Here is a 24,000-nt window from a genome sequence, read left to right as displayed (position 1 = left end):
AGGGTGCCGCAATGGCTTTTGAAGCAATGTTCCAGCCGATCCAGATCGGCAAACTGACCATCCGCAACCGCGTGCTCTCCACTGCGCACGCCGAGGTCTACGCCACCGACGGCGGCATGACCACCGAGCGCTACGTCAAATACTACGAAGAGAAAGCCAAGGGCGGCATCGGCCTGGCCATTTGCGGCGGTTCGTCCGTGGTCGCCATCGACAGCCCGCAGGAGTGGTGGAGTTCGGTCAACCTGTCCACCGATCGTATCATTCCGCACTTCCAGAATCTTGCTGACGCCATGCACAAGCACGGCGCCAAGATCATGATCCAGATTACCCACATGGGTCGTCGCTCGCGCTGGGACGGTTTCAACTGGCCGACCCTGATGTCGCCGTCTGGCATCCGTGAACCCGTACACCGCGCCACCTGCAAGACCATCGAGATCGAGGAAATCTGGCGCATCATCGACAACTACGCGCAAGCCGCACGTCGCGCCAAAGAGGGCGGCCTGGACGGCGTCGAGCTGTCCGCCGTGCACCAGCACCTGATCGACCAGTTCTGGTCGCCGCGCGTGAACAAGCGTACCGACGAATGGGGCGGCACCTTCGAAGGCCGCATGAAGTTCGGCCTGGAAGTGCTCAAGGCCGTGCGCAAGGAAGTCGGCGACGACTTCTGCGTCGGCATGCGCATCACCGGTGACGAATTCCACCCGGACGGTCTGTCGCATGAGGACATGAAGCAGATCGCGGCGTACTACGACGCCACCGGCATGCTCGACTTCATCGGCGTAGTCGGCTCGGGCTGTGACACCCACAACACGCTGGCCAACGTCATTCCGAACATGAGCTTTCCGCCGGAACCCTTCCTGCACCTGGCGGCCGGTATCAAGGAAGTGGTCAAGGTGCCGGTGCTGCACGCGCAGAACATCAAGGACCCGAACCAGGCCACGCGCATTCTCGAAGGCGGCTACGTCGACATGGTCGGCATGACCCGCGCGCACATGGCCGACCCGCACCTGATCGCCAAGATCAAGATGGGCCAGATCGACCAGATCAAGCAGTGCGTCGGCGCCAACTACTGCATCGACCGCCAGTACCAGGGCCTGGACGTGCTGTGCATCCAGAACGCCGCGACCAGCCGTGAATACATGGGCGTGCCGCACATCATCGAGAAGACCACCGGCGCCAAGCGCAAGGTGGTGATCGTCGGCGGTGGCCCGGCCGGTATGGAGGCCGCGCGCGTAGCCGCCGAACGTGGCCACGACGTGACCCTGTTCGAGAAGCAGGAACAACTGGGCGGGCAGATCACCCTGGCCTCCAAGGCTCCGCAGCGCGATCAGATCGCCGGGATTACCCGCTGGTACCAGCTGGAGCTGGCGCGTCTGGGCATCGACCTGCGCCTGGGCACCGGCGCTGACGCGGCGAGCATCCTCGACCTGCGTCCGGACATCGTGGTGCTGGCCAACGGCGGCCATCCATTCCTCGAGCAGAACGAACACTGGGGCGCTGACGAAGGCCTGGTAGTGAGCAGCTGGGACGTGCTCTCGGGCAAGGTTGCACCGGGCAAGAACGTGCTGGTGTACGACACCATCTGCGAATTCACCGGCATGTCCGTGGCCGACTTCCTGGCCGACAAGGGCGCGCAGGTGGAGATCGTCACCGACGATATCAAGCCGGGCGTAGCCATCGGTGGTACCAGCTTCCCGACCTACTACCGCAGCCTGTACCCGAAAGAAGTGATCATGACCGGGGACCTGATGCTGGAGAAGGTCTACCGCGAGGGCGACAAGCTGGTCGCCGTGCTGGAGAACGAATACACCGGCGCCAAGGAAGAGCGCGTGGTCGACCAGGTGGTGGTGGAGAACGGCGTCCGTCCGGACGAAAGCATCTACTACGCACTCAAGCAGGGTTCGCGCAACAAGGGTCAAATTGACGTGGAGGCGCTGTTCGCGATCAAGCCGCAGCCTTGCCTGTCCGAGCCGGGCGATGGCTATCTGCTGTTCCGCATCGGCGACTGCGTGGCCCAGCGCAACACCCACGCGGCGATCTACGACGCCCTGCGCCTGTGCAAGGACTTTTAAGCAGCCGCAAGCCGCAAGCTGCAAGCTGTAAGCAGGGGCGCCCGTCGCCTTTAGCTTGAGGCTTGCAGCTTGAAGCTTGTAGCTGCCCCTCGGGGGCTCTCATGCTGAATACCATTCTTCCCATCCTGCTCTTCGCTGCCCTGGCACTGGCCGTGCTGGGCGCGCTGAAGCGATTTTTCATGTGGCGCCGCGGTCGTCCTGCCAAGGTCGACTGGATCGGCGGCCTACTGAAGATGCCGCGCCGCTACCTGGTGGATCTGCACCACGTGGTCGAGCGCGACAAGTACATGTCCAAGACCCACGTGGCCACCGCCGGTGGTTTCGTTCTTGCGGCCGTGCTGGCCATTATCGTGCACGGTTTCGGTCTGCATAACCGTATCCTCGGCTTCGCCTTGCTGGGCGCCACGGTGCTGATGTTCGTCGGCGCCCTGTTCGTCGCCAAGCGTCGTCTGGATCCGCCCTCGCGCCTGTCGAAAGGCCCGTGGATGCGTCTGCCCAAGAGCTTGCTGATGTTCGCGGCCAGCTTCTTCATCGCCACGCTGCCGGTTGCCGGGATTCTGCCCGCGGACTTTGGCGGCTGGGTGCTGGCGGCGATCCTCGCCGTTGGCGTGGCCTGGGGCGTGTCCGAGCTGTTCTTCGGCATGACCTGGGGCGGCCCGATGAAGCACGCCTTCGCCGGCGCCCTGCACCTGGCATGGCACCGCCGCGCCGAGCGCTTCGGCGGCGGTCGTTCGACTGGCCTGAAAGCCCTCGACCTGGACAATCCGAAAGCCCCGCTGGGCGTGGAAAAGCCCACCGACTTCACCTGGAACCAGCTACTCGGCTTCGACGCCTGCGTGCAGTGCGGCAAGTGCGAGGCCATGTGCCCGGCCTTCGCCGCCGGCCAGCCGCTGAACCCGAAGAAGCTGATCCAAGACATGGTCATCGGCCTGGCCGGTGGCAATGACGCCAAGTTCGCCGGTTCGCCCTACCCCGGCAAACCGCTCGGCGAACACAGCGGCGGTCCGCATCAGCCGATCGTGTCGCTGCAGGGCAAGGCGCTGGTGGATGCCGAGACCCTCTGGTCGTGCACCACCTGCCGCGCCTGCGTCGAGGAGTGTCCGATGATGATCGAGCACGTCGATGCCATCGTCGATATGCGCCGCCACCTGACTCTGGAAAAGGGCGCCACCCCGAACAAGGGTGCCGAGGTGCTGGACAACCTGATCGCCACCGATAACCCCGGCGGCTTCAATCCCGGCGGTCGCCTGAACTGGGCCGCCGACCTGAACCTGCCGCTGCTCGCCGACAAGCAAGAGACCGACGTGCTGTTCTGGGTCGGTGACGGCGCCTTCGACATGCGCAATCAAAGAACGCTGAGGGCCTTTGTGAAGATCCTCAAGGCTGCCGACGTGGACTTCGCCGTACTCGGCCTGGAAGAACGCGACAGCGGCGACGTGGCGCGCCGCCTGGGTGACGAAGCGACCTTCCAGAACCTGGCCAAGCGCAACATCGCCACCCTGGCCAAGTATCGCTTCAAGCGCATCGTCAGCTGCGACCCGCACAGCTTCCACGTGCTGAAAAACGAATACGGCGCACTCGGCGGCAACTACCAGGTTCTGCACCACAGCACCTTCATCGAAGAGCTGGTGCGCAAGGGCTCGCTGAATCTCGGCCAGAGCAAGGCCGCCAGCGTCACCTACCACGACCCCTGCTACCTCGGCCGTTACAACGGCGAGTACGAAGCGCCGCGCGCGGTACTCAAGGCCATCGGCATCGAGGTCAAGGAGATGGAACGTTCAGGCTTCCGTTCACGCTGCTGCGGCGGCGGCGGCGGCGCGCCGATCACCGATATCCCCGGCAAGCAACGTATTCCCGACATGCGCATGGTCGACATCAAGGAAACCGGCGCCGAACTGGTGGCCGTGGGCTGCCCACAGTGCACCGCGATGCTCGAAGGCGTGGTCGCCCCGCGTCCGGAAATCAAGGACATCGCCGAGCTGGTTGCCGAAGTGTTGATCGAAGCCACCGAAGTACCGGCCAAGCGCCCGAACACCAAGCGCGAAGCGGCGGAGGTGCAGTGAACGCGACCGACGTAGGGCGGGTGCAACCCGCCAGCATCTGCCCGGCGGGTTGTACCCGCCCTACACACAGCCTGGAGGCCTTGGAATGAGCGACATCATCCGCCGTGACCCACGCGCCGAGTGGATCGCCCGCAACCGCCTGCACCCGTTGCATGCGTCGATGCAGAAGGCCGAAACCAGCTGGATGGGCCCCAACGGCATCATCCGCAAGAACCCGCACGCCATCGCCGCCGGTTTCATCGGCCCGGCCGGGCTCAAGCGTATCGACCGCAGCGGCGCCCAGCAGGGCACGGCCGGCAAACGCAGCAGCGCCAGCGTCGAGGTGCAATTGCCGCTGCACGTCGTCGAGCAACCGGCATTCCACATCTGCGTGGTGCCGGACATGGTCGGCGGCCGTCTGTCCAGCCATGACAAGGACCTGCTCGGCCTGGCCCGCAAACTGGCTGGCGATAGCGGCGCGGTGGTGGCGATCGTGTTCGGCGAGGACAAGGAAAGCGCCTTCGACACGGCCGGCGTCGACCGTTTGCTGCGTATCGTCGGCGACACCTTCGACGGCTACGCGCCGGAAGCCCGCGGACTGGCGCTGAGCGCTGTGGAAAGCCAACTGGCGCCGCGTCACTGGCTGCTGCCAGACAGCCGCACCGGCGGCGGAGAACTGGGCCGGCGCCTGGCTGCCAAGCTCGGTGAGCGCCCTGCAACGCGCGTCTGGCAGGTTGCCGGCGAACAGGCCATCGGCCGTGCCGGCAGTGGTCAGCAGGATCTCCAGCGCGCGCTGCCACGCCTGATTCTGGCCGCGGCCGAATGCGCCGAGCCGGTCAGTGAGACCCGCCATGAAGTCCGTCCGCTGGAGCTGGCCGGAAAGGTCGCCCACAGCCTGCCGCGCATCGAGGACCTGGGCCCGGTGGCCGTGGACCCGGCGCAGATTCCCATGGCCGAGGCCGAATTCATTCTTTCCGGCGGCAACGGCGTGAAGGACTGGGACCTGTTCCACCAAGCTGCCGTCGCCCTTGGAGCAACCGAAGGCGCCTCGCGCGTGGCGGTCGACGATGGCTTCATGCCGCGTGATCGTCAGGTCGGTGCCACGGGGACCTGGGTCACCGCTCGCGTCTACCTGGCCGTCGGTATTTCCGGCGCCATCCAGCACCTGCAAGGCATCGGCGCCTGCGACAAGGTGGTGGCGGTGAACATGGATCCCGGCTGCGACATGATTAAACGTGCCGATCTCTCGGTGATCGGCGACTCAGCGGCGATCCTGCGCGCGCTGATGGAGCGTGTCGCCGCCTGGCGCCAGGAGGGCAAGCGTGAAGCGGCCTAATCCTCACGAATACTCTCTCGTGGGAGGGCCTTCAGCCGCGACAGATCGCGCGTATGGCCATATCGCGGCTAAAGCTGCCCCCACTGTTCGAGGTTGCCCAAATGACTGATCTGAATATCGTCGCCCTGGTGTCGGTCGGCGCCCATCCGACCTCAGCCCGCGCACGCCGCGCCGAGCAGGATGCCCGCGCGGTGGAACTCGGCCTGCGCCTGGCCGGGCAGAATCTGCAATTGCTGCATGCCGGCGACCCGCAGGCCGAAGCGTTGCGCGGTTACCTAGGCATGGGCCTGGAACAGCTCGACGTGCTGGAACAGCCGGAAGGCGCAGACGCCCTGCCGCTGCTGGTCGACTACCTGCAAGGCAGTCGCACGCAGTTGGTACTCACCGGCAGCCAGGCGGAAACCGGCGAAGGTTCGGGCATGCTGCCGTTCCTGCTGGCCGAACGTCTGGGCTGGCCGATGGTGGTCGGCCTGGCCGAAGTGGAGAAGGTCGAGAACGGCGTGGCCCAGGTGCTGCAAGCCCTGCCACGTGGCCAGCGCCGTCGCCTCAAGGTACGCCTGCCGTGTGTCGCCAGCGTCGATAATGCGGCCCCGGTCGCACGCCAGAGCGCCTTCGGCCCGGCTCGCCGTGGCCAGGTCGAAGCCCACGAAGTCACGGTGATCGACGATCCGCTGCTGGCTGAGGCCAGCCTGCAGCCAGCCAAGCCGCGGCCAAAACGCCTGAAGGTGATCAAGGCCAAGACTGGCGCCGAACGGATGAAGGCGGCGACGGCCAAAGCCAGTGGCGGCGGCGGTCAGGTGCTCAAGGATGTCTCGCCACAGGACGGCGCGGAGGCTATCTTCAAGCTGTTGATCGAAGAAGGCGTCCTGCGCTAACGGGCGGTTGGAAAACCGTCTGCCTTGCCGCTTCGCCTACGCTGTTAAAACCAGCTTTGCCACAAGGAGTCATGACCATGATGCACGCCGACCTGATCGACCAGGAAGATTTCCGCGAACGCCTGGTTGCACTGGGGCTTAGCATTCCCTCGGGCGCCACGCCAGAGCAATCCTGCGAGCTGGCCGTCAGCGGCCTCAGCCCGGAGCGTGCCGTAGCCCTGCGCCGCCTGGTGGAAGAGTTGCTCGGCGGCAACGCCACGCTGCTGCCCAATGTGCGCGAAGCCATCAGCCGGCACCTGCTGCCAGCACTGGTACCGAAGCAGGCCTGACTTAGATCGGTGGGCTGAAGCCCACCCTACGACGACTACAATGCACCGCGCTGGGTGGGCCGGGCAGCGATCCGCTTCAGCCCACCACAAACAGCCAACACAGAACACCACTCAAAACGAAACGGGGCGCCAGTGGCGCCCCGTTTTTCATTGCCGCTCGGCTCAGATCCGCACACTGGCGAAGGTCGATTCGCCCTGGGCGCGACTCAACGCCAATACCGCACTGGAGTTTATCTGCTGCTGTTCGGGAATCGGCAGCAGCACCACCAGGTTGTGTCCCTGCTGGCCGGCACGCTCGTCGCGCGGCGGAATGCCGAAGTATTCGCGGTAGCACTTGGAGAAGTGCGGAGTGGAAACGAAGCCGCATACCGAGGCCACTTCGATGATCGACATGCTGGTCTGCTTGAGCAACTGACGCGCACGAATCAGACGCAGCTTGAGGTAGTAGCGCGACGGCGAGCAGTGCAGGTACTTCTGGAACAGACGCTCGAGCTGGCGACGGGAAATGTCGACGAAACAGGCCAGCTCGTCGAGGTCGATCGGCTCCTCTAGGTTGGCCTCCATCAGGGCGACGATCTCCTGCAGCTTCGGCTGATTGCTGCCGAGCATGTGCTTGAGCGGTACGCGCTGATGATCCTGCTCGTTGCGAATACGTTCGTAGATGAACATCTCGGAAATGCCGGCAGCCAGTTCACGCCCGTGCTGCTGGCCGATCAGGTGCAGCATCATGTCCATCGGCGCGGTACCGCCGGACGAGGTGTTGCGATTGCGGTCGATGGAGAACAGGCGGGTGGTGATGGCCGCGCGCGGGAAGGCTTCCTGCATCGAAGCGAGACACTCCCAGTGCACGCTGCAATCGTAACCATCGAGCAGCCCGGCCTTGGCCAGCGCCCAACTGCCGGTGCATACGGCGCCAACCTGACGGCCCTGGCGTGCCTGCAATTGCAGCCAGCTGACATGCTCACGCTTGACGCTGTGCTGGATGTCCACACCGCCGCAGACGATCACCGCATCCAGTGCCGGAGCATTCTGCATGGCGGCATCCGGGGTGATCTGCAGGCCGTCACTGGCGCTGACGGGCAGGCCGTCGAGCGTGAGCGTGTGCCAGCGATACAGCTCCTTGCCGGAGAGCTGGTTGGCCATGCGCAGGGGCTCCACCGCCGAGGCAAGGGAAATCAGAGTGAAATTATCCAGGAGCAGGAAGCCAATGGACTGGACGGCACGATTCTGGGGTTGCGCCCCTTGGCTGGACTGCGACATCGATGAAACCCTCACGCTAAGCACGGTATCGGTCCGACAGTGGCGGACCGTAGTTTTGTTATGTGCTGATTCGAGACCAGCTGGTCATATAAATCAGGCAAAGCCCATGCCGAAATTGATCAAGCCTTCAATAAAAAAACATGCCCTCGCCAACCGGGCTTTCCAAGGCTCGACACTGCACCTGCAAATGAGCCGGGAAGCCCGTTCTCAAGGGCCTCTGTGCATTTCGGTAGCACTACGAGGATAACCTCCACACAGAGGTTCATAGGGAGTAACGGATGGGCGGTAACAGCCCCCTGAGACGGTCGTTCCAGACCGGATTGGAACGCACCAAAAGCTGGCGAGAAACACCGCATTCGCCCCAGCCCGGCTCAAATGCGGTTTGCCTCGAAATGGGCGATTCGCAACCCCGGCATCCGTACATTCACGGATGGAAAGTGGCGCCGTAAACGATCGGCAATTTTCTTTCCGTGCCCGCTGCGTTCCCACCCCATCCGCAGAGGTAACAGATAAAGAATGGCAAGCGGCCATGCTGGGTATGCGGAGGTCGTTTTTCACCATGCAGGCGGCCCGCCATTTGCTTTTTAGTCAGCAACTGAATCCCTCTTTCGAACAGGCAGGTGTGATCCATGAACAAACTCGCTCATTGGCTAATCGCATTCGGCCTGTTCTACGGCTCCGGCCTGCAGGCCGCCGAGGCCGAACGCTGTGAGCTGATCACCCTCGCCGATGTCGGCTGGACCGATATCACCATGACCACAGCCGTCGCCCGCCTGGTACTGACCGATCTCGGCTATCGCACCCAGGTAAAGCGGCTGTCGCTGCCCGAGACCTATCAGGCGCTCGCCGACGGCAACGTCGATGTCTTTCTCGGCAGCTGGATGCCGGCACAAGGCCAATTGGCAGAGTCCCATCTGCAAAGCGGACGCATAGAAAAGCTGCAAACCAACCTGCCCAGCGTGCGCTACACCCTCGCGGTACTGCAGCCTGCGCATGAAGCAGGCCTGAAGGACTTCGCCGATATCCATCGCTTCAAGGACGAGCTGCGTGGCCAGATCTACGGCATCGAACCTGGCAACGAAGGCAACGAAATGGTCAAGACCATGATTCGTGAGAACGTCTTCGGTCTGCGTGATTTCACCTTGGTGGAAAGCAGCGAGAAGGGCATGCTCAACCATGTCGAACGCGCCCAGCAGATGGGTCGCTCCGCGGTATTTCTCGGCTGGGAGCCGCACCCGATGAACGATCAACTACGCATGTTCTACCTGTCCGGCGGCGATGAGTATTTTGGCCCTGATTATGGCGCGGCGCAGGTCAATACCGTCACACGCGGCGGCTTCGCCAACGAGTGTCCGAACGTGGCCCAGCTGTTTCGCAACATGGTTTTCACCATCGCAGCGGAAAACCAGTTGATGAGTGGCGTACTCGAAGGCAATACCAACCGACGGCGCGTGGCCAAACAGTGGATGGACAAGAATCCCGAATTGGTCAACGGCTGGCTCGTCGGCGTAAGCAGACGCCCCTGAGAAATGCATTAAAAAATCCGTAAAAATCCGGTTAAAGACGATAAAAAATCGGCATATTGCTCGTTCATACAAAACTCGAGGCGATCGTTTCCCTCCTGTTGTGGTGATTGCATCGGCTGCCAGTAATCATCGGGCCGCGCACGAACCTTTTCGACGCAAAATGATCTTTTTCAACTTGCCGCTGTCAATTTTTTTCAACACAAGCGCAGCCCCCGTCCTATGGCGCCTGCAGCCCGATCAGCGAGCGGGAAACCGCGCCGTACGCGGGTTTCAGGGTTGGCCTGAGGGTAAAAAAGTCTGTTAAGGTTTTTAACGCGTGTGCCGCACCACTCATTCGAAACCTCACCAAGGGAGGGATTAAAAATCGTGGACTTATCCCACACCGCCAGCTCGATAGCATGTGGAAAATCGCTAAACACGCAGCGGACAGCGCCATGTCGTCGCCCAACATGTCAGAGTCGCAAACCGATAATTGCGCAGCCTCCAAGGCTATATCGTTGAGTCAGCCGATGACGTCGCTGCCGACTCCTCAGAGGAGCGGCAGACTGGGGCCCCACAACCCCGGACCGAAGAACAGATAAGCGCTGGCCCACCTCCACGGGCGCCGGCCCAACAAGAAATTTCGGATGTACGCATGCTCCAGGACGGAGCATGAACCCCCAAGGGACTGGATTTCGAAACACTGCCAGAGGGTTTGGAAAGCGGTTTGCAGCACGGCAAGGCAACGATCACTCTTCTACACGATTCAACGGCGCGACGGTCTATGACAACCGCCTGCGTTTCGTCTGAACGTGCCCGAGTTCAGGCTCCTGCCAGCGCAGCGAAACGTTCGCCAACCTCGACTTTCAGAAAACACCCACAGATATCAGAGGTCTGTCACCGCGGTTCTACGCTTCGATGATGCGTACCCAGCCGTGCCAGCGCCCACTGGATGCCGATTGAAGGGGAAATGTCCCATGCAGTCTGGAAAGATCGTGGTCGAACACCTGTACAAGGTTTTCGGCTCAAACCCACAAGAAGCCATTGGCTTACTCAAGGAAGGCTGGAGCAAGGAAAGGATCCTCGCCGAGAAAGGCGCGGTAATCGGAGTCAGCGACGTGTCGTTCAGCGTCGAGGAGGGCGAGATCTTCGTCCTCATGGGCCTTTCCGGCTCCGGCAAATCCACCCTGATTCGTCTGATCAACCGCCTGGTCGAGCCCAGCGCCGGTGATGTCTACATCGACGGCCAGAACGTGGCCAAGCTGCCGCAATCGCAGCTGATCGAACTACGCCGTCGCGACATGAGCATGGTCTTCCAGTCCTTCGCCCTGATGCCCTCGCGCAGCGTGCTGGACAATGCCGCCTTCGGCCTGGAAGTCGCTGGCGTCGGGCGCAAGGAGCGCGAGCAGCGTGCGATGGAAGTGCTCGAACAGGTCGGCCTCGCCCCCTTCGCCAGCAAGTATCCGCACGAGCTCTCCGGCGGCATGCAGCAACGCGTCGGCCTGGCCCGTGCCCTGGCGGTGAACCCGTCGATGATCATCATGGACGAGGCCTTCTCCGCCCTCGACCCGCTCAAGCGCCGCGAGATGCAGGACGTGCTGCTGGAGCTGCAGAAAACCCACCGCCGCACCATCATCTTCGTCTCCCACGACATCGAAGAGGCCATGCGCATCGGTACCCGCATCGGCATCATGGAAGGCGGCAAGCTGGTCCAGGTCGGCACCCCGCAGGAACTGATAGAGAAGCCGGCCAACGACTACGTGCGCAACTTCTTCGACACCGTCGACACCAGCCGCTATCTCACCGCCGGCCAGCTCAAGGCCGACAGCGTGCCGACCTACGTGCACAACGGCAAGGCGCCGGACGCGGCGAAGATCTGCAAAGAGCTGCAGGCGCTGGACAAACACTACGCCTTCATCGTCGACGAGCAGAACAACTTCCAGGGCTCGATCAGCCTCGAGAAGATCGCCCTGATGGTCGACGGCGACGAGCCTCGGCCGCTGAATTCCGATGCGCTCAAGCAGGTGGTTCCGGTTCCTGAAAACATGCCACTGGAAGACGTCATCACCCGTCTGGTGGACAACGAAGGGCCGATCCCGGTGGTGGATGCCGAAGGTCATTATTGCGGCGCCATCAGCAAGGGGCGTCTGCTGACCCGCCTGCAGGGGGAATCCAATGAGTGACAAGAAACTCGACCTGGGCAGCTGGGTCAACGACGTGGTCCAGCACCTGCTGGACAACTACAGCGGTGTGTTCGACAGCATCGGCCAACTGGTCAGCGGTTTCTCCGAGGGCATCGAGAACCTGCTGATGCTGCCGCCGGCCTGGCTGCTCATCGCCATCTTCGTCGGCCTCGGCCTCTGGCGCATCGGCGTACGCTTCGCGATCTTCACGGCGGTGGCGTTCATCCTCATCGTCCTGACCGGCTTCTGGGAGCAGACCGTGGTCACCCTCGGTCTGACCTTCTCCTCGACATTGATCAGCCTGCTGCTGGGCATCCCGCTGGGTATCTGGGCCGCACGCAGCGAGCGCGTGGCGACCATCATCCGGCCGATTCTCGACTTCATGCAGACTATGCCGGCGTTCGTCTACCTGATCCCGGCGGCGATGCTCTTCGGCCTGGGTCGCGTGCCCGGCATCATCGCCACGGTGATCTTCGCCATGCCACCGGCAGTGCGCCTGACCAGCCTGGGTATTCGCCAGGTGAACAAGGAAATCGTCGAGGCCGGTCAGTCGTTCGGCTGCACCAGCCGCCAGCTGCTGTTCAAGGTGCAACTGCCCAACGCCATGCCGTCGATCATGGCCGGGGTCAACCAGACCATCATGATGGCCCTGTCGATGGTGATCATCGCCTCGATGGTCGGTGCAGGCGGCCTGGGTAACGACGTGCTGGCGAGTATCCAGCGCCTGGATATCGGTCTAGGCTTCGAAAGCGGCATGGCCGTGGTGTTGCTGGCGATCATCCTCGATCGCATCACCGAAAGCTTCGGCACCAAACAGACTGCCAAGCGCGGCGTGTTCGCCTGGTTCAGCGGCAAACTGCAGCGCCAGTAACTACTTTTTCACTTCACAGGGAACCGCAGATGAAATCGTTCAAGACCACCGCCGCCATTGGCCTGCTGTCCTGCGCATTGATGCAGGGCGCCATGGCCGCGGAGCCGGCGAGCTGCAAACAGGTGCGTTTCGCCGAGATCGGCTGGGCCGACATCGCCGCCACCACCGGCGTGGCCATGACCCTGGTCGAAGGCCTGGGCTACCAGCCGCGCAAGGTCATGGCGTCGGTACCGATCGCATTCACTGGCGTGAAGAGCGGGCAGGTCGATGTATTCCTAGGCTACTGGGCGCCCTCGATGGATTCGGTGATCGAGCCGTTCCTCAAGGGCGACGGTGTCAAGGTGTTGCCCAAGGCCAACCTCGAAGGCGCCAAGTACACCCTGGCCGTACCGACCTACGCGGCCGAAGCCGGCCTGAAGAGTTTCCAGGACATCGCCAAGTTCAAGGATCAGCTGGGCGGCAAGATCTACGGCATCGAACCGGGTAACGACGGCAACCTGCTGATCGACGGCATGATCAAGAACAACCAGTTCGACCTAGGCGACTTCCGTATGGTCGAGTCCAGCGAAGCCGGCATGCTGGTACAGGTGTCGCGCGCCATCAAGAAGAAGGAGCCGGTGGTCTTCCTCGGCTGGGCGCCGCACCCGATGAACACTCAGCACGACATCACCTACCTGTCCGGTGGTGACGACGTGTTCGGCCCCGACTATGGCGCAGCCAAGGTCTACACCGTGGTACCGCCGGATTACGAGGCGCGCTGCGAGAACGTCGGCAAACTGCTGAACAACCTGCAGTTCACCGTCGATATCGAAAGCCAGCTGATGGAAAAGGTACTCGAGAAGGAAAACCCGCAGAACGTCGCCAAGGAGTGGATCAAGGCCAACCCGGCGATCCTCGACCAGTGGCTAAGCGGCGTGACCACCTTCGACGGCCAGGACGGCGTCGCTGCCGTGAAGAAACACGTCGGGCTGTAACCGCACCCGACTCGATTCGGGCTCGAACCTCGCGGTTCGGGCCTGGAAACCTCCTCGCTGAACGATAGCGGCCAATTTGGCCGTGACGGCGAGGCTTTGCCCGCGAACCGGCAATCTGCAACGCAACACGGTTCGCAAGGCCCGCAATGAGAACGAGCCAGTCAACACTTTGCAACTGCCACTCTAGAGGAGGTTACAAACCTAGCGAGCGATGGCCAGGCAAGGCGAAATGGGCCGAGAAGGCGCAATGTACGAGCCGTACATGAGCATTTTGAGGCTGATTTCCAACGCGGCATGGCCGAGCGCAGAAGTTTGTAGCCTTGCTCTCAACTGACGGAGCACTAATAACATGCGCGTACTCAAACACCTCTGCCTCGGCGCCGCCGCCCTGGCCATCGGCATGGGCAGCGCCCTGGCCGCCGACAAACCCACCCTGAAGATCGGCTACGTCAACGGCTGGGACGACAGCGTTGCCGTTACCCATGTCGCAGGTGAAATCCTGCAAAGCCGCCTCGGCTACACGGTCGAGCTGAAACCGGTCGAACCCGCCATCATGTGGCAGGGCGTCGCCCGCGGCGACCTCGACGCCACCCTTTCCGCCTGGCTGCCAGCCACCCACGGCGAGTACTACGAGAAGCTCAAGGACAAGGTCGAGATCCTCGGCACCAATTATTCCGGCGCCAAGATCGGCCTGATCGTGCCGGACTACGTTCAGGCCAAGACCATCGAAGACCTGGAGAAATACGCCAAGGACTTCGACGGCAAGATCACCGGTATCGACGCCGGTGCCGGCGTGATGCGCCGCACCGAGGACGCCATCAAGGAATACAACCTGGCCAGCATCAAGTTGATGCCAAGCTCCGGCCCGGCCATGGCCACCGCCCTGACCCGTGCCGAGAAGGCGCAGAAGCCGATCGTGGTCACCGGCTGGATTCCGCACTGGATGTTCGCCAAATGGAAACTGCGCTTCCTCGAAGATCCGAAGAAGGTCTTCGGCGACGACGAGCGCGTCGACACCGTGGCCAACCCGCAGCTCAAGGGCAAGGCCGGCGACGCTGCCGCCTTCCTCAGCAAGATTTCCTGGAGCGGCGAAGAAGTCGGTTCGGTGATGCTGGCCATTCGTGAAGGCGCCAAGCCGGATGAGGCCGCCAAGGACTGGATCGCCAAGAACCCGGATCGCGTCGACAGCTGGCTGAAGTAAGACGCTGGTCCTGCACCAGCACAAAGCGGGCTTCGGCCCGCTTTGTCGTTTCTGCCGAGTCCGAGTTCAAGTTTTCGGACATCTCGACTGGGACATCGACGGCATGCCCTCTAGACTCTCGCCCCCCGAAAACGAACAGACCGAGAACGCAATGAAAAGTACCGCCGTCGTCTTCGCCACTATTGGCTGTCTTACCCTGCTGACGTTCCTGTTCGTCTACACCAGCTCGATCAACATTTTCCTGATCTGGGACGCAAAGACCTACCGTTATCTGGCCATCTGCGCCGGGCTGATGATCGCAGCCATCTTCGGGGCGGCTCTGCTAGCGGCCGGCAAGCCCGGTACCTCGAAGCTGGCTATCGCCGTCCTGCTGCTTACGGCACTGATCACCCAGTTTCTGTTCGGTTTCGATCTGTATACCGTTATGGCGGTCGGACTGTTGTACGTCGCCGCGCTGATCGAATGCACCGCCCTGCCCTCGGAAGCCGCCGAGGAGTCTCAACAGCCTTGATCGACGCGGTATGAGCAAGAAGCTCCGACACCTTCACAGGCGGCCGGCTCGTAACGAACTGGAGCGCTGGATACAGGCCGTTACCAACCGGCCGGAGGGCTATAAGCTGCTGCTTCTGCCCTATCTTCCTGCCTGGCTTGCGCCAGCTTCCTGGGGCCTTTGGGGAATTGGTGCCGGCGCGTTTGGCATGTCCATTTGCCTGACGGTCGCCCTGTATTCCATTCGTTGCAACGAGCGTACGCTGACTGGCGTGCTGTACGTCGGGGACGCACGTAGTGTTACCAGGCTCTTCTTCAGCCACCTGTTGCAGGGCCTGGGCCTAAGCACCGCCCTGTTTCTGCCACATCTTCTGCTTACAGGCCGCTGACTGCAGACACCGCAGCACGCATTGATTGATCGCTCAGTCAAAAACTGCCTAGACTTCGGCTCCTTGCCCCTCATGGAGAACCCCATGCCCAAGGTCGGCATGCAGCCCATTCGCCGTTCGCAACTGATCGCCGCCACCCTGGAAGCCGTAGACCAGGTCGGCATGGCCGACGCCAGCATCGCCTATATCGCCCGCCTGGCCGGTGTTTCCAACGGCATCATCAGCCACTACTTCAAGGACAAGAACGGTCTGCTCGAAGCCACCATGCGCCACCTGATGCAGGCGTTGCGTGATGCCGTCGCCCAGAGGCGCCAGGCGCTGGACGACGACAGCCCGCGCGCGCACCTGAAGGCGATGATCGATGGCAACTTCGATGACAGTCAGGTCAGCGGCCCGGCGATGAAAACCTGGCTGGCGTTCTGGGCCAGCAGCATGCACCAGCCGGCCCTGCAGCGCTTGCAGCGGGTCAATGACCACCGCCTGTATTCCAACCTCTGCGGCCAGTTCCATCGCGCCCTGGAGCAAGACCAGGCGCGCCTTGCCGCTCGCGGCCTGGCTTCGTTGATCGATGGCCTGTGGCTGCGCGGTGCGCTCTCCGGCGAAGCCTTCGACACCGACCAGGCGCGCCGCATCGCCTACGACTACCTCGACCTGCAGCTGGCCAAGGCCCGTTAGGGTTTGCCGGCGGCGAGACCTCAGAAGCTCGATCCTTCCTGACCCTGGTGGGCTAAAGCCCACCCTACGGCTGCGTGGGTTGCTCACTTGGTATGTCGCGTTTGGCTGCGCCTTGTCGTTTTTATTGATTGATCGTTCAATTTAAATAAAATAGGCTGTCCTCTAAGCAGATTGACCGAGTTCAGAGGACAGCCCATGCCCCGTTTCGCCGAACAGCAGCTCTACATCGGCGGCCAGTACGTCGCCGCCAGCAGTGGAGAAACCTTCGACAGCATCAACCCGGCTACCGGTGAGGTGCTGGCCAAGGTGCAGCGCGCCAGCCAGGCGGACGTGGATCGTGCCGTGGCCAGCGCCGCCGAAGGGCAGAAGGTATGGGCGGCGATGACGGCCATGCAGCGCTCGCGCATTCTGCGCAAGGCGGTGGATATTCTCCGTGAGCGCAACGACGAGCTGGCCGAGCTGGAAACCCTCGACACCGGCAAGCCGCTTTCCGAAACCCGCTACGTCGATATCGTTACCGGTGCCGACGTGCTGGAGTACTACGCGGGCCTGATCCCGGCCATCGAAGGCGAGCAGATCCCGCTGCGCGAGACCTCTTTCGTCTACACCCGTCGCGAGCCACTGGGCGTGGTCGCCGGCATCGGCGCGTGGAACTACCCGATCCAGATCGCCCTGTGGAAATCCGCCCCGGCCCTGGCTGCCGGCAACGCGATGATCTTCAAGCCCAGCGAGGTCACCTCGCTGACCGCGCTGAAGCTGGCCGAGATTTACACCGAGGCCGGCCTGCCCGCCGGCGTGTTCAACGTGCTTACCGGCAGCGGCCGCGAAGTCGGCCAGTGGCTGACCGAGCATCCGGGCATCGAGAAAATCTCCTTCACCGGCGGCACCGTCACCGGCAAGAAGGTGATGGCCAGCGCCTCCAGTTCCAGCCTCAAGGAAGTGACCATGGAGCTGGGCGGCAAGTCGCCCTTGATCGTGTTCGAGGACGCCGATCTGGATCGCGCCGCCGACATCGCGGTGATGGCCAACTTCTACAGCTCCGGCCAGGTCTGCACCAACGGCACTCGCGTGTTCGTGCCGCGCATGCTGCAGGCACGCTTCGAGGCCAAGGTGCTTGATCGGGTCAAGCGCATCCGCCTTGGCGATCCGCTGGATGACGCCACCAACTTCGGCCCGCTGGTCAGCTACGCGCACATGGAAAGCGTGCTCGGCTATATCGACAAAGGCCGCAGCGAAGGCGCACGCCTGCTGATCGGCGGTGCGCGCGTGACCGACGGCGAGTACGCCAATGGCGCCTACGTTGCGCCGACCGTGTTCACCGATTGCCGAGACGACATGACCATCGTGCGCGAGGAAATCTTCGGCCCGGTGATGAGCATCCTTATCTACGACGACGAAGATGAAGTGATCCGCCGCGCCAACGACACCGATTACGGCCTCGCCGCCGGCGTGGTGACCCGCGACCTCAACCGTGCGCACCGGGTGATCCACAAGCTGGAAGCCGGTATCTGCTGGATCAACACCTGGGGCGAATCGCCAGCCGAGATGCCAGTGGGCGGCTACAAGCAGTCCGGCGTCGGGCGCGAGAACGGTCTGGTCACCCTCGGCCACTACACCCGCATCAAGTCGGTGCAGCTGGAAATGGGCGACTACGCCTCGGTGTTCTGATCGTCAACGCCACACCATGTAGGGGTGGATTCATCCGCGATGCCTCTCGCGGATAAATCCGCTCCTACAAAAAAACGCCGCCGCGTAGCCCGGATGCAATCCGGGAATAGTCACCGTGTTTTCCCGGATCGCAACCGGGCAGCAGGAGGAGCCATGACTCAGGAATTCGACTACATCATCATCGGCGCCGGCTCGGCCGGTAATGTTCTGGCCACCCGCCTGACCGAGGATGCAGACGTCAGCGTGCTGCTGCTCGAAGCCGGCGGCCCCGACTACCGCCTCGATTTCCGCACCCAAATGCCCGCCGCCCTGGCCTTCCCCCTGCAGGGCCGGCGCTACAACTGGGCCTACGAGACCGACCCCGAGCCGCACATGAACAACCGCCGCATGGAGTGCGGACGCGGCAAGGGCCTGGGCGGCTCGTCGCTGATCAATGGCATGTGCTACATCCGCGGCAACGCGCTGGACTTCGACAACTGGGCCAAGGCCAAGGGCCTGGAAGACTGGACCTACCACGACTGCCTGCCCTACTTCCGCAAGGCGGAAACCCGCGACATCGGCCCCAACGACTACCACGGCGGCGACGGCCCGGTCAGCGTGACCACGCCCAAGGTCGGCAACAACCCGCTGTTCCACGCCATGGTCGAGGCCGGGGTGCAGGCCGGTTATCCGCGTACCGACGACCTCAACGGCTACCAGCAGGAAGGCTTTGGCCCGATGGATCGCACCGTGACCCCCGAAGGTCGTCGCGCCAGCACCGCCCGTGGCTATCTGGATCAGGCGCGGGGACGGCCCAACCTGACCATCGTCACCCATGCCACCACCGACCGCATTCTGTTCGACGGCAAGCGCGCCAGCGGCGTCAGCTACCTGATCGGCAACGCCAATGACGCCACCGTGGCCCGTGCCCGTCACGAAGTACTGCTGTGTGCCGGCGCCATCGCCTCGCCGCAGATCCTGCAGCGTTCCGGCGTCGGCCCGGGCGAGCTGCTGCGCAGCCTGGACATTGATGTCGTGCACGAACTGCCGGGCGTCGGCGAGAACCTGCAGGATCACCTGGAGATGTATCTGCAGTACGCCTGCACCCAGCCGGTGTCGCTGTACCCTGCGCTCAAGCTGCTCAACCAGCCGGGCATCGGCGCGCAGTGGCTATTCACCGGCCACGGCATCGGCGCCAGCAACCAGTTCGAGGCTGGTGGTTTCATCCGCACCCGCCCGGAGTTCGCCTGGCCCAACATCCAGTTTCACTTCCTGCCGGTGGCGATCAACTACAACGGCAGCAACGCGGTGAACGAGCACGGCTTCCAGGCCCACGTCGGCTCCATGCGCTCGCCCAGCCGCGGGCGTATCCAGCTCAAGTCGAAGGACCCGCGCCAGCACCCTAGCATCCTGTTCAACTACATGAGCGCTGATCAGGACTGGCAGGAATTCCGCGACGCCATCCGCATCACCCGCGAGATCATGAGCCAGCCGGCACTCGATCCGTACCGCGGCCGTGAGATCAGCCCCGGCGCCCACGTGCAGACCGACGCAGAGCTCGATGCCTTCATTCGCGAACATGCGGAAACCGCCTTCCACCCGTCCTGCTCGTGCAAGATGGGCGAGGACGACATGGCGGTGGTCGACGGCCAGGGTCGCGTGCACGGTTTGCAGGGACTGCGTGTGGTGGATGCCTCGATCATGCCGGAGATCATCACCGGCAACCTCAACGCCACCACCATCATGATGGCCGAAAAGATCGCCGATCGGATTCGCGGGCGCCAGGCGCTGCCGCGCAGCACCGCGCCCTACTTCGTCGCCGGCGAGCGACCCGTGCGCGGGCAACCGCAGCGGGCGGCCTCGGCGGCCTGACATCCAACATCGGAGGGGCCTGCGGCCCCTATCGCGAATAAATTCGCTCCTACACGCAGGGCTCATGCCGCTAGTATTTCGTGTCCCTGGGGCAGGGCGATAGGAAGGAATTTATTCGCGATCCGTGCCCTACAACCAAATCGCATCCCAATGCGGATAGTCCGCCACGTGTTGCGCCAATCCGGCCCTGAGCGGATTGGCCACCATGTAGCGTGCCAGGGCGCGCACGTCGTCTTCCTGGCGAACCGCCCGGTCGTGATAGCCCGGCTGCCATACCCGACCCTGCACGGCATGCTCGCGGTTGATCGCCTGAGCACTGCGCGCCTTCAGGTGCTTGACCAGGCGGGCCAATCCGCCGTGATCCAGAGTCACCAACCAGTGCAGATGATCCGGCATGACCACCCAGGCCAACGAGCGGGCCAGCCCCTCCGCCTCGCAATGGCGCATCTGCTGAATCAACAGGCGGGACGTGACGAAATCCAGGAAGAGCGGGCGGCGCCCGGCCGTCACGGTGGTAATCATGTAGCTGCGCCCGGCCTCGGAAAAGCGGCCGACGCGCAAGCTGCGCGCATGAGGGTAGATATCGTCCGGCATTCCTTTGCCTCCTGATCCTTCGTTCGTAACACCCTAGACCAGCCCCGCCGACATGGCGACCAGAACGGTCGCCCCCGCAAGCCCCACCCTGTAGGAGCGAATTCATTCGCGATCCTCACAGCATCGGAGCCACACCCTATCGCGGATAAATCCGCTCCTACCGATCGTGGTCCAACCCTACGCAGTGCCAGCCTCCGATCTCGCCTGTAGGAGCGAATTCATTCGCGATCCTCGCAGCATCGGTACCACACCCTATCGCGGATAAATCCGCTCCTACCGATCACCGTCCAACCCTACGCAGTGCCAACCTCCGATCTCGCCTGTAGGAGCGAATTCATTCGCGATCCTCGCAGCATCGGAGCCACACCCTATCGCGGATAAATCCGCTCCTACCGATCGTGATCCAACCCTAAGCAGTGCCAGCCTCCAATCTCGCCTGTAGGAGCGAATTCATTCGCGATCCTCGTAGCATCGGTGCCACACCCTATCGCGGATAAATCCGCTCCTACCGATCATGGTCCAACCCTACGCAGTGCCAGCCGCCGCTCCCGCCTGTAGGAGCGAATTTATTCGCGATCCTCGCAGCATCGGAGCCACACCCTATCGCGGATAAATCCGCTCCTACCGATCGATGCCCGACCATACTGGGTCCCAGCCGGACTGCGCATGCATGTCGGATCGAATTTATTCGTGCCAGCGCCGTCGAACGGGAGCACTTCCCGCGATAATGGCGGAGCGGCCCCTGCCGCCCTTCACTGCCGGACGCCTCATGCAACCCATGCTCAGCCAACTCGACCCTCGCACCGCCCGCCTGCTGCCATGGATAGTCGCCATCGCCTTCTTCATGCAGACGCTGGACGGCACCATCCTCAACACCGCGCTACCGGCCATGGCCGCCGATCTCAACGAAGACCCGCTGCGCATGCAGTCGGTGGTGATCGCCTACATGCTCACCGTCGCCCTGCTGATCCCCACCTCGGGCTGGATCGCCGACCGCTTCGGTACCCGGCGCATCTTCTTCGGTGCCATCGCCCTGTTCAGCCTCGGCTCGCTGCTCTGTGCGATATCGGAATCGCTGAGCATGCTGATCGGCGCACGAGTCATCCAAGGCCTGGGCGGCGCGCTGATGATGCCGGTCGGACGGCTGGTGGTACTGCGCGCCTATCCGCGCTCGGAGCTGGTGCGGATTATGAGTTTCATCACCCTGCCCGGCCTGCTCGGCCCGCTGATCGGCCCCACCCTTGGCGGCTGGCTGGTGGAAGTGGCGAGCTGGCACTGGATCTTCCTGATCAACCTGCCGGTGGGGCTGCTCGGCTGCTGGGCGGCGCTGCGGCATATGCCCGACCTGCGCGGGCCGGAACGCAGCCGCTTCGATACCGCCGGTTTTTTGCTGTTCGGCGCCGCCATGCTGCTGATCACCGTGGCCCTGGAAGGTCTGGGCGAGCTGCACCTGCCGACCATGCGCGTGGTATTGCTGTTGCTCGGCGGCATGGCCTGCCTGGCCGCCTACTGGCTGCGCGCCGGGCGCATCGAACACCCCTTGTTCGCGCCCAGGCTGTTCCATACCCGCAGCTTCGCCGTGGGCATCATCGGCAACCTGTTCGCCCGCCTCGGCAGCGGCGCGCTGCCCTTTCTCACACCGCTGCTGCTGCAACTGGCGATGGGCTATTCACCCGCCCAGGCCGGCATGAGCCTGATCCCGCTGGCGCTGGCAGCGATGGCGGCCAAACCGCTGGCCAGGCCGCTGATCGAACGCCTCGGCTACCGCAACATCCTCACCAGCAACACCCTGCTGCTCGGTGCACTGATCGCCAGCCTGGCGCTAGTCGACGGCGACACCTCGACGCTGCAGTTGATCATCCAGCTGAGCCTGATCGGTGCCTGCAACTCACTGCAGTTCACCGCAATGAACACCGTGACCCTGATCGACCTGGACAACCGTGACGCCAGCAGCGGCAACAGCCTGCTGTCGGTAGTGGTGCAACTGGCGATGGGCCTTGGCGTCGCCTCGGCGGCGGCGCTGCTCAGTGGTTTCAGCCGTGAGCTGGGCGGCAGCGAGCACGTGCTGCAGGCGTTCCAGGCCACCTACCTGTGCGTCGGCCTGCTGTCGATGCTGGCCGCTGCGATCTTTCTGCAACTGGACGCGAAAGAGGGTCGAGGCGGGCGCAGCATCGAGGTTTCAGCGGACGAATGAGCGGGCCTGCTACACTGCCGGCCTGTTTCTCCATGCCCGAGCTCCTGCCGTGACCGCCAACGCCTTCGCCAGCCTGCCCCTTTCCGCCGCCATGCAGGCCAACCTCGCCGCCATCGGCTATGCCGAGATGACGCCGATTCAGGCCGCCAGCCTGCCGCTGATTCTCCAGGGCCGGGATCTGATCGCCCAGGCCAAGACCGGCAGCGGCAAGACCGCCGCCTTTGGCATCGGCCTGCTGCACCCGCTCAACCCGCGCTACTTCGGTTGCCAGGCGCTGGTGCTTTGCCCGACACGTGAGCTGGCCGACCAGGTGGCCAAGGAAATCCGCCGCCTGGCGCGCGCCGCCGACAACATCAAGGTACTGACCCTATGTGGCGGTGTGCCCTTCGGCCCGCAGATCGGCTCGCTGGAGCATGGTGCCCACGTCATCGTCGGCACACCGGGCCGGGTGCAGGAGCACCTGCGCAAGGGCACGCTGAAGGTCGACGGCCTCAACACCCTGGTGCTCGACGAGGCCGACCGCATGCTCGACATGGGCTTCGTCGACAGCATCAGCGAGATCATCGAGCAGACCCCGGCGCGCAGGCAGACCCTGCTGTTCTCCGCCACCTACCCAGCCGGCATCGAGCAACTCGCCGCGCGCTTCCTGCGCACGCCCGAGCGGGTCGAAGTCGAGGCGCTGCACGACGATGATCAGATCGAGCAACGCTTCTACGAAATAGCCTCCGACCAGCGCATGCAGGCGGTCAGCACCCTGCTGCGGCATTTTCGCAAGCAGCCGGTGGTGGCCTTCTGCGCCACCCGCCAGCAGTGCGACGAGCTGGCGGCACAACTGGAGGCCGAGAAGATTTCCGCCGCGGCCCTGCACGGCGACCTGGAGCAACGCGAGCGCGACCAGATCCTCGCCCTATTCGCCAACCGCAGCCTGAGCGTACTGGTGGCCACCGACGTCGCTGCCCGTGGCCTGGATATCGCCGGGCTGGAGATGGTGATCAACGTCGAGCTGTCGCGCGATGCCGAAGTTCATATTCACCGCATCGGCCGCAGCGGACGCGCCGGTGACAAAGGCCTGGCGCTCAGCCTGGTAGCACCAGCCGAAGCCGGTCGAGCCCAGGCCATCGAAACCCTGCAGGGCAAGGAACTGGCCTGGTATCCGCTGCCTGCCGCCAAGTCTGCTGGCGAACCGTTGCTGCCACCGATGCATACGCTGTGCATCGGTGCCGGACGCAAGGAGAAACTGCGCCCCGGCGACATTCTCGGAGCCCTGACCGGCGATGCCGGCATCCCCGGCGATCAGGTCGGCAAGATCGCCCTGTTCGATTACCAAGCCCTGGTTGCCGTGCAGCGTGACGTGGCGCGCCAGGCTCTGAAACGCCTGAGCGAAGGCAAGATCAAGGGCAGAACGCTGCGCGTACGTCTGTTATAAGAAGTTGCTCGTGATCGAGCGCACTCGCTCTGCCTCGCAAGATCGCGCACGACTTCCGGGGCTGAT

Annotated in this window: 20 protein-coding genes; 17 read left to right on the top strand and 3 right to left on the bottom strand. The window is 63.3% G+C overall.

What is annotated here, in order from left to right:
• Positions 1-11 precede the first annotated feature (11 nt).
• The 5 genes from dgcA (at position 12) to B2U07_RS17435 (ending at position 6,654) form a co-directional block, all read left to right on the top strand.
• On the top strand, positions 12-2,072 hold the full coding sequence (gene dgcA / locus B2U07_RS17455) for a dimethylglycine demethylation protein DgcA (protein WP_275545524.1): 2,061 nt from the start codon (positions 12-14) through the stop codon (positions 2,070-2,072).
• A gap of 101 nt (positions 2,073-2,173) precedes the next feature.
• Positions 2,174-4,135: a dimethylglycine demethylation protein DgcB gene (gene dgcB / locus B2U07_RS17450; protein WP_275545525.1), complete on the top strand. Its 1,962-nt coding sequence runs from the start codon at positions 2,174-2,176 to the stop codon at positions 4,133-4,135.
• An 85-nt stretch (positions 4,136-4,220) separates the two neighbouring features.
• The gene (locus tag B2U07_RS17445) at positions 4,221-5,450 is read left to right on the top strand and encodes an electron transfer flavoprotein subunit alpha/FixB family protein (RefSeq protein ID WP_275545526.1); all 1,230 of its coding nucleotides are present in this window, start codon (positions 4,221-4,223) and stop codon (positions 5,448-5,450) included.
• Positions 5,451-5,551: 101 nt separating this feature from the next.
• Positions 5,552-6,325, top strand: coding sequence for an electron transfer flavoprotein subunit beta (locus B2U07_RS17440; RefSeq protein WP_275545527.1), 774 nt, complete (start codon positions 5,552-5,554; stop codon positions 6,323-6,325).
• A 77-nt stretch (positions 6,326-6,402) separates the two neighbouring features.
• Positions 6,403-6,654 (top strand): hypothetical protein, encoded by a 252-nt coding sequence (locus B2U07_RS17435; protein WP_275545528.1) that lies wholly within the window; start codon positions 6,403-6,405, stop codon positions 6,652-6,654.
• Between the two features lie 162 nt (positions 6,655-6,816).
• Here B2U07_RS17435 and B2U07_RS17430 read toward each other — a convergent pair whose 3' ends face one another.
• Both B2U07_RS17430 and B2U07_RS17425 read right to left on the bottom strand, forming a co-directional pair.
• Positions 6,817-7,914 carry a GlxA family transcriptional regulator gene (locus B2U07_RS17430; RefSeq protein WP_197858004.1) on the bottom strand — a complete coding sequence of 366 codons (1,098 nt, stop codon included), beginning with the start codon at positions 7,912-7,914 and terminating at the stop codon, positions 6,817-6,819.
• Between the two features lie 424 nt (positions 7,915-8,338).
• Positions 8,339-8,545 (bottom strand): hypothetical protein, encoded by a 207-nt coding sequence (locus tag B2U07_RS17425; RefSeq protein ID WP_275545529.1) that lies wholly within the window; start codon positions 8,543-8,545, stop codon positions 8,339-8,341.
• On the opposite strand from B2U07_RS17425, the gene B2U07_RS17420 reads away from it, so the two are divergent.
• From B2U07_RS17420 to betA, 10 genes are all read left to right on the top strand, one after another.
• Complete coding sequence (locus B2U07_RS17420) at positions 8,544-9,440, top strand: glycine betaine ABC transporter substrate-binding protein (protein WP_275545530.1); 897 nt, start codon at positions 8,544-8,546, stop codon at positions 9,438-9,440. The genes B2U07_RS17425 and B2U07_RS17420 overlap by 2 nt on opposite strands.
• Before the next feature lie 956 nt (positions 9,441-10,396).
• Positions 10,397-11,602: a quaternary amine ABC transporter ATP-binding protein gene (locus B2U07_RS17415; RefSeq protein WP_275545531.1), complete on the top strand. Its 1,206-nt coding sequence runs from the start codon at positions 10,397-10,399 to the stop codon at positions 11,600-11,602.
• Positions 11,595-12,473: an ABC transporter permease gene (locus B2U07_RS17410; RefSeq protein WP_197858007.1), complete on the top strand. Its 879-nt coding sequence runs from the start codon at positions 11,595-11,597 to the stop codon at positions 12,471-12,473. The genes B2U07_RS17415 and B2U07_RS17410 overlap by 8 nt, the downstream gene beginning before the upstream one ends.
• A 29-nt stretch (positions 12,474-12,502) precedes the next feature.
• On the top strand, positions 12,503-13,447 hold the full coding sequence (locus B2U07_RS17405) for a choline ABC transporter substrate-binding protein (protein WP_275545532.1): 945 nt from the start codon (positions 12,503-12,505) through the stop codon (positions 13,445-13,447).
• Positions 13,448-13,796: 349 nt separating this feature from the next.
• Complete coding sequence (locus tag B2U07_RS17400; RefSeq protein WP_197858009.1) at positions 13,797-14,648, top strand: glycine betaine ABC transporter substrate-binding protein; 852 nt, start codon at positions 13,797-13,799, stop codon at positions 14,646-14,648.
• A 151-nt stretch (positions 14,649-14,799) separates the two neighbouring features.
• A complete protein-coding gene (locus B2U07_RS17395) occupies positions 14,800-15,159 on the top strand; it encodes a hypothetical protein (RefSeq protein ID WP_275545533.1) in 360 nt (119 codons plus the stop codon).
• 10 nt (positions 15,160-15,169) lie between these two features.
• Positions 15,170-15,526 carry a hypothetical protein gene (locus tag B2U07_RS17390; RefSeq protein WP_275545534.1) on the top strand — a complete coding sequence of 119 codons (357 nt, stop codon included), beginning with the start codon at positions 15,170-15,172 and terminating at the stop codon, positions 15,524-15,526.
• Between the two features lie 84 nt (positions 15,527-15,610).
• Positions 15,611-16,201, top strand: coding sequence for a transcriptional regulator BetI (gene betI / locus B2U07_RS17385; RefSeq protein ID WP_275545535.1), 591 nt, complete (start codon positions 15,611-15,613; stop codon positions 16,199-16,201).
• Positions 16,202-16,396: 195 nt separating this feature from the next.
• On the top strand, positions 16,397-17,869 hold the full coding sequence (gene betB, locus B2U07_RS17380; RefSeq protein ID WP_275545536.1) for a betaine-aldehyde dehydrogenase: 1,473 nt from the start codon (positions 16,397-16,399) through the stop codon (positions 17,867-17,869).
• Positions 17,870-18,022: 153 nt separating this feature from the next.
• Complete coding sequence (gene betA, locus B2U07_RS17375) at positions 18,023-19,720, top strand: choline dehydrogenase (RefSeq protein ID WP_275545537.1); 1,698 nt, start codon at positions 18,023-18,025, stop codon at positions 19,718-19,720.
• Positions 19,721-19,849: 129 nt separating this feature from the next.
• On the opposite strand, the gene B2U07_RS17370 is transcribed toward betA, so the two are convergent.
• Positions 19,850-20,314, bottom strand: a complete 465-nt coding sequence (locus B2U07_RS17370; RefSeq protein ID WP_275545538.1) for an REP-associated tyrosine transposase — start codon at positions 20,312-20,314, stop codon at positions 19,850-19,852.
• A 769-nt stretch (positions 20,315-21,083) separates the two neighbouring features.
• Here B2U07_RS17370 and mdtD point away from each other — a divergent pair.
• Together mdtD and dbpA are read left to right on the top strand one after the other, a co-directional pair.
• The gene (gene mdtD, locus B2U07_RS17365) at positions 21,084-22,508 is read left to right on the top strand and encodes a multidrug transporter subunit MdtD (protein ID WP_296277401.1); all 1,425 of its coding nucleotides are present in this window, start codon (positions 21,084-21,086) and stop codon (positions 22,506-22,508) included.
• Positions 22,509-22,557: 49 nt separating this feature from the next.
• The gene (dbpA, locus tag B2U07_RS17360) at positions 22,558-23,934 is read left to right on the top strand and encodes an ATP-dependent RNA helicase DbpA (RefSeq protein WP_296277400.1); all 1,377 of its coding nucleotides are present in this window, start codon (positions 22,558-22,560) and stop codon (positions 23,932-23,934) included.
• Positions 23,935-24,000 lie beyond the last annotated feature (66 nt).

The sequence above is a fragment of the Pseudomonas sp. UBA7530 genome, from assembly GCF_002479365.1.
Lineage (GTDB): Bacteria > Pseudomonadota > Gammaproteobacteria > Pseudomonadales > Pseudomonadaceae > Aquipseudomonas.
This window is presented reverse-complemented; position numbering and strand designations above follow the sequence as displayed.

Excerpts from the sequence above, each read along its gene's own strand:
- dgcA (WP_275545524.1), top strand. The coding sequence starts at position 12 with ATGGCTTTTGAAGCAATGTTCCAGCCGATCCAGATCGGCAAACTGACC.
- dgcB (WP_275545525.1), top strand. The coding sequence starts at position 2,174 with ATGCTGAATACCATTCTTCCCATCCTGCTCTTCGCTGCCCTGGCACTG.
- B2U07_RS17445 (WP_275545526.1), top strand. The coding sequence starts at position 4,221 with ATGAGCGACATCATCCGCCGTGACCCACGCGCCGAGTGGATCGCCCGC.
- B2U07_RS17440 (WP_275545527.1), top strand. The coding sequence starts at position 5,552 with ATGACTGATCTGAATATCGTCGCCCTGGTGTCGGTCGGCGCCCATCCG.
- B2U07_RS17435 (WP_275545528.1), top strand. The coding sequence starts at position 6,403 with ATGATGCACGCCGACCTGATCGACCAGGAAGATTTCCGCGAACGCCTG.
- B2U07_RS17430 (WP_197858004.1), bottom strand. The coding sequence starts at position 7,914 with ATGTCGCAGTCCAGCCAAGGGGCGCAACCCCAGAATCGTGCCGTCCAG.
- B2U07_RS17420 (WP_275545530.1), top strand. The coding sequence starts at position 8,544 with ATGAACAAACTCGCTCATTGGCTAATCGCATTCGGCCTGTTCTACGGC.
- B2U07_RS17425 (WP_275545529.1), bottom strand. The coding sequence starts at position 8,545 with ATGGATCACACCTGCCTGTTCGAAAGAGGGATTCAGTTGCTGACTAAA.
- B2U07_RS17415 (WP_275545531.1), top strand. The coding sequence starts at position 10,397 with ATGCAGTCTGGAAAGATCGTGGTCGAACACCTGTACAAGGTTTTCGGC.
- B2U07_RS17410 (WP_197858007.1), top strand. The coding sequence starts at position 11,595 with ATGAGTGACAAGAAACTCGACCTGGGCAGCTGGGTCAACGACGTGGTC.
- B2U07_RS17405 (WP_275545532.1), top strand. The coding sequence starts at position 12,503 with ATGAAATCGTTCAAGACCACCGCCGCCATTGGCCTGCTGTCCTGCGCA.
- B2U07_RS17400 (WP_197858009.1), top strand. The coding sequence starts at position 13,797 with ATGCGCGTACTCAAACACCTCTGCCTCGGCGCCGCCGCCCTGGCCATC.
- B2U07_RS17395 (WP_275545533.1), top strand. The coding sequence starts at position 14,800 with ATGAAAAGTACCGCCGTCGTCTTCGCCACTATTGGCTGTCTTACCCTG.
- B2U07_RS17390 (WP_275545534.1), top strand. The coding sequence starts at position 15,170 with ATGAGCAAGAAGCTCCGACACCTTCACAGGCGGCCGGCTCGTAACGAA.
- betI (WP_275545535.1), top strand. The coding sequence starts at position 15,611 with ATGCCCAAGGTCGGCATGCAGCCCATTCGCCGTTCGCAACTGATCGCC.
- betB (WP_275545536.1), top strand. The coding sequence starts at position 16,397 with ATGCCCCGTTTCGCCGAACAGCAGCTCTACATCGGCGGCCAGTACGTC.
- betA (WP_275545537.1), top strand. The coding sequence starts at position 18,023 with ATGACTCAGGAATTCGACTACATCATCATCGGCGCCGGCTCGGCCGGT.
- B2U07_RS17370 (WP_275545538.1), bottom strand. The coding sequence starts at position 20,314 with ATGCCGGACGATATCTACCCTCATGCGCGCAGCTTGCGCGTCGGCCGC.
- mdtD (WP_296277401.1), top strand. The coding sequence starts at position 21,084 with ATGCAACCCATGCTCAGCCAACTCGACCCTCGCACCGCCCGCCTGCTG.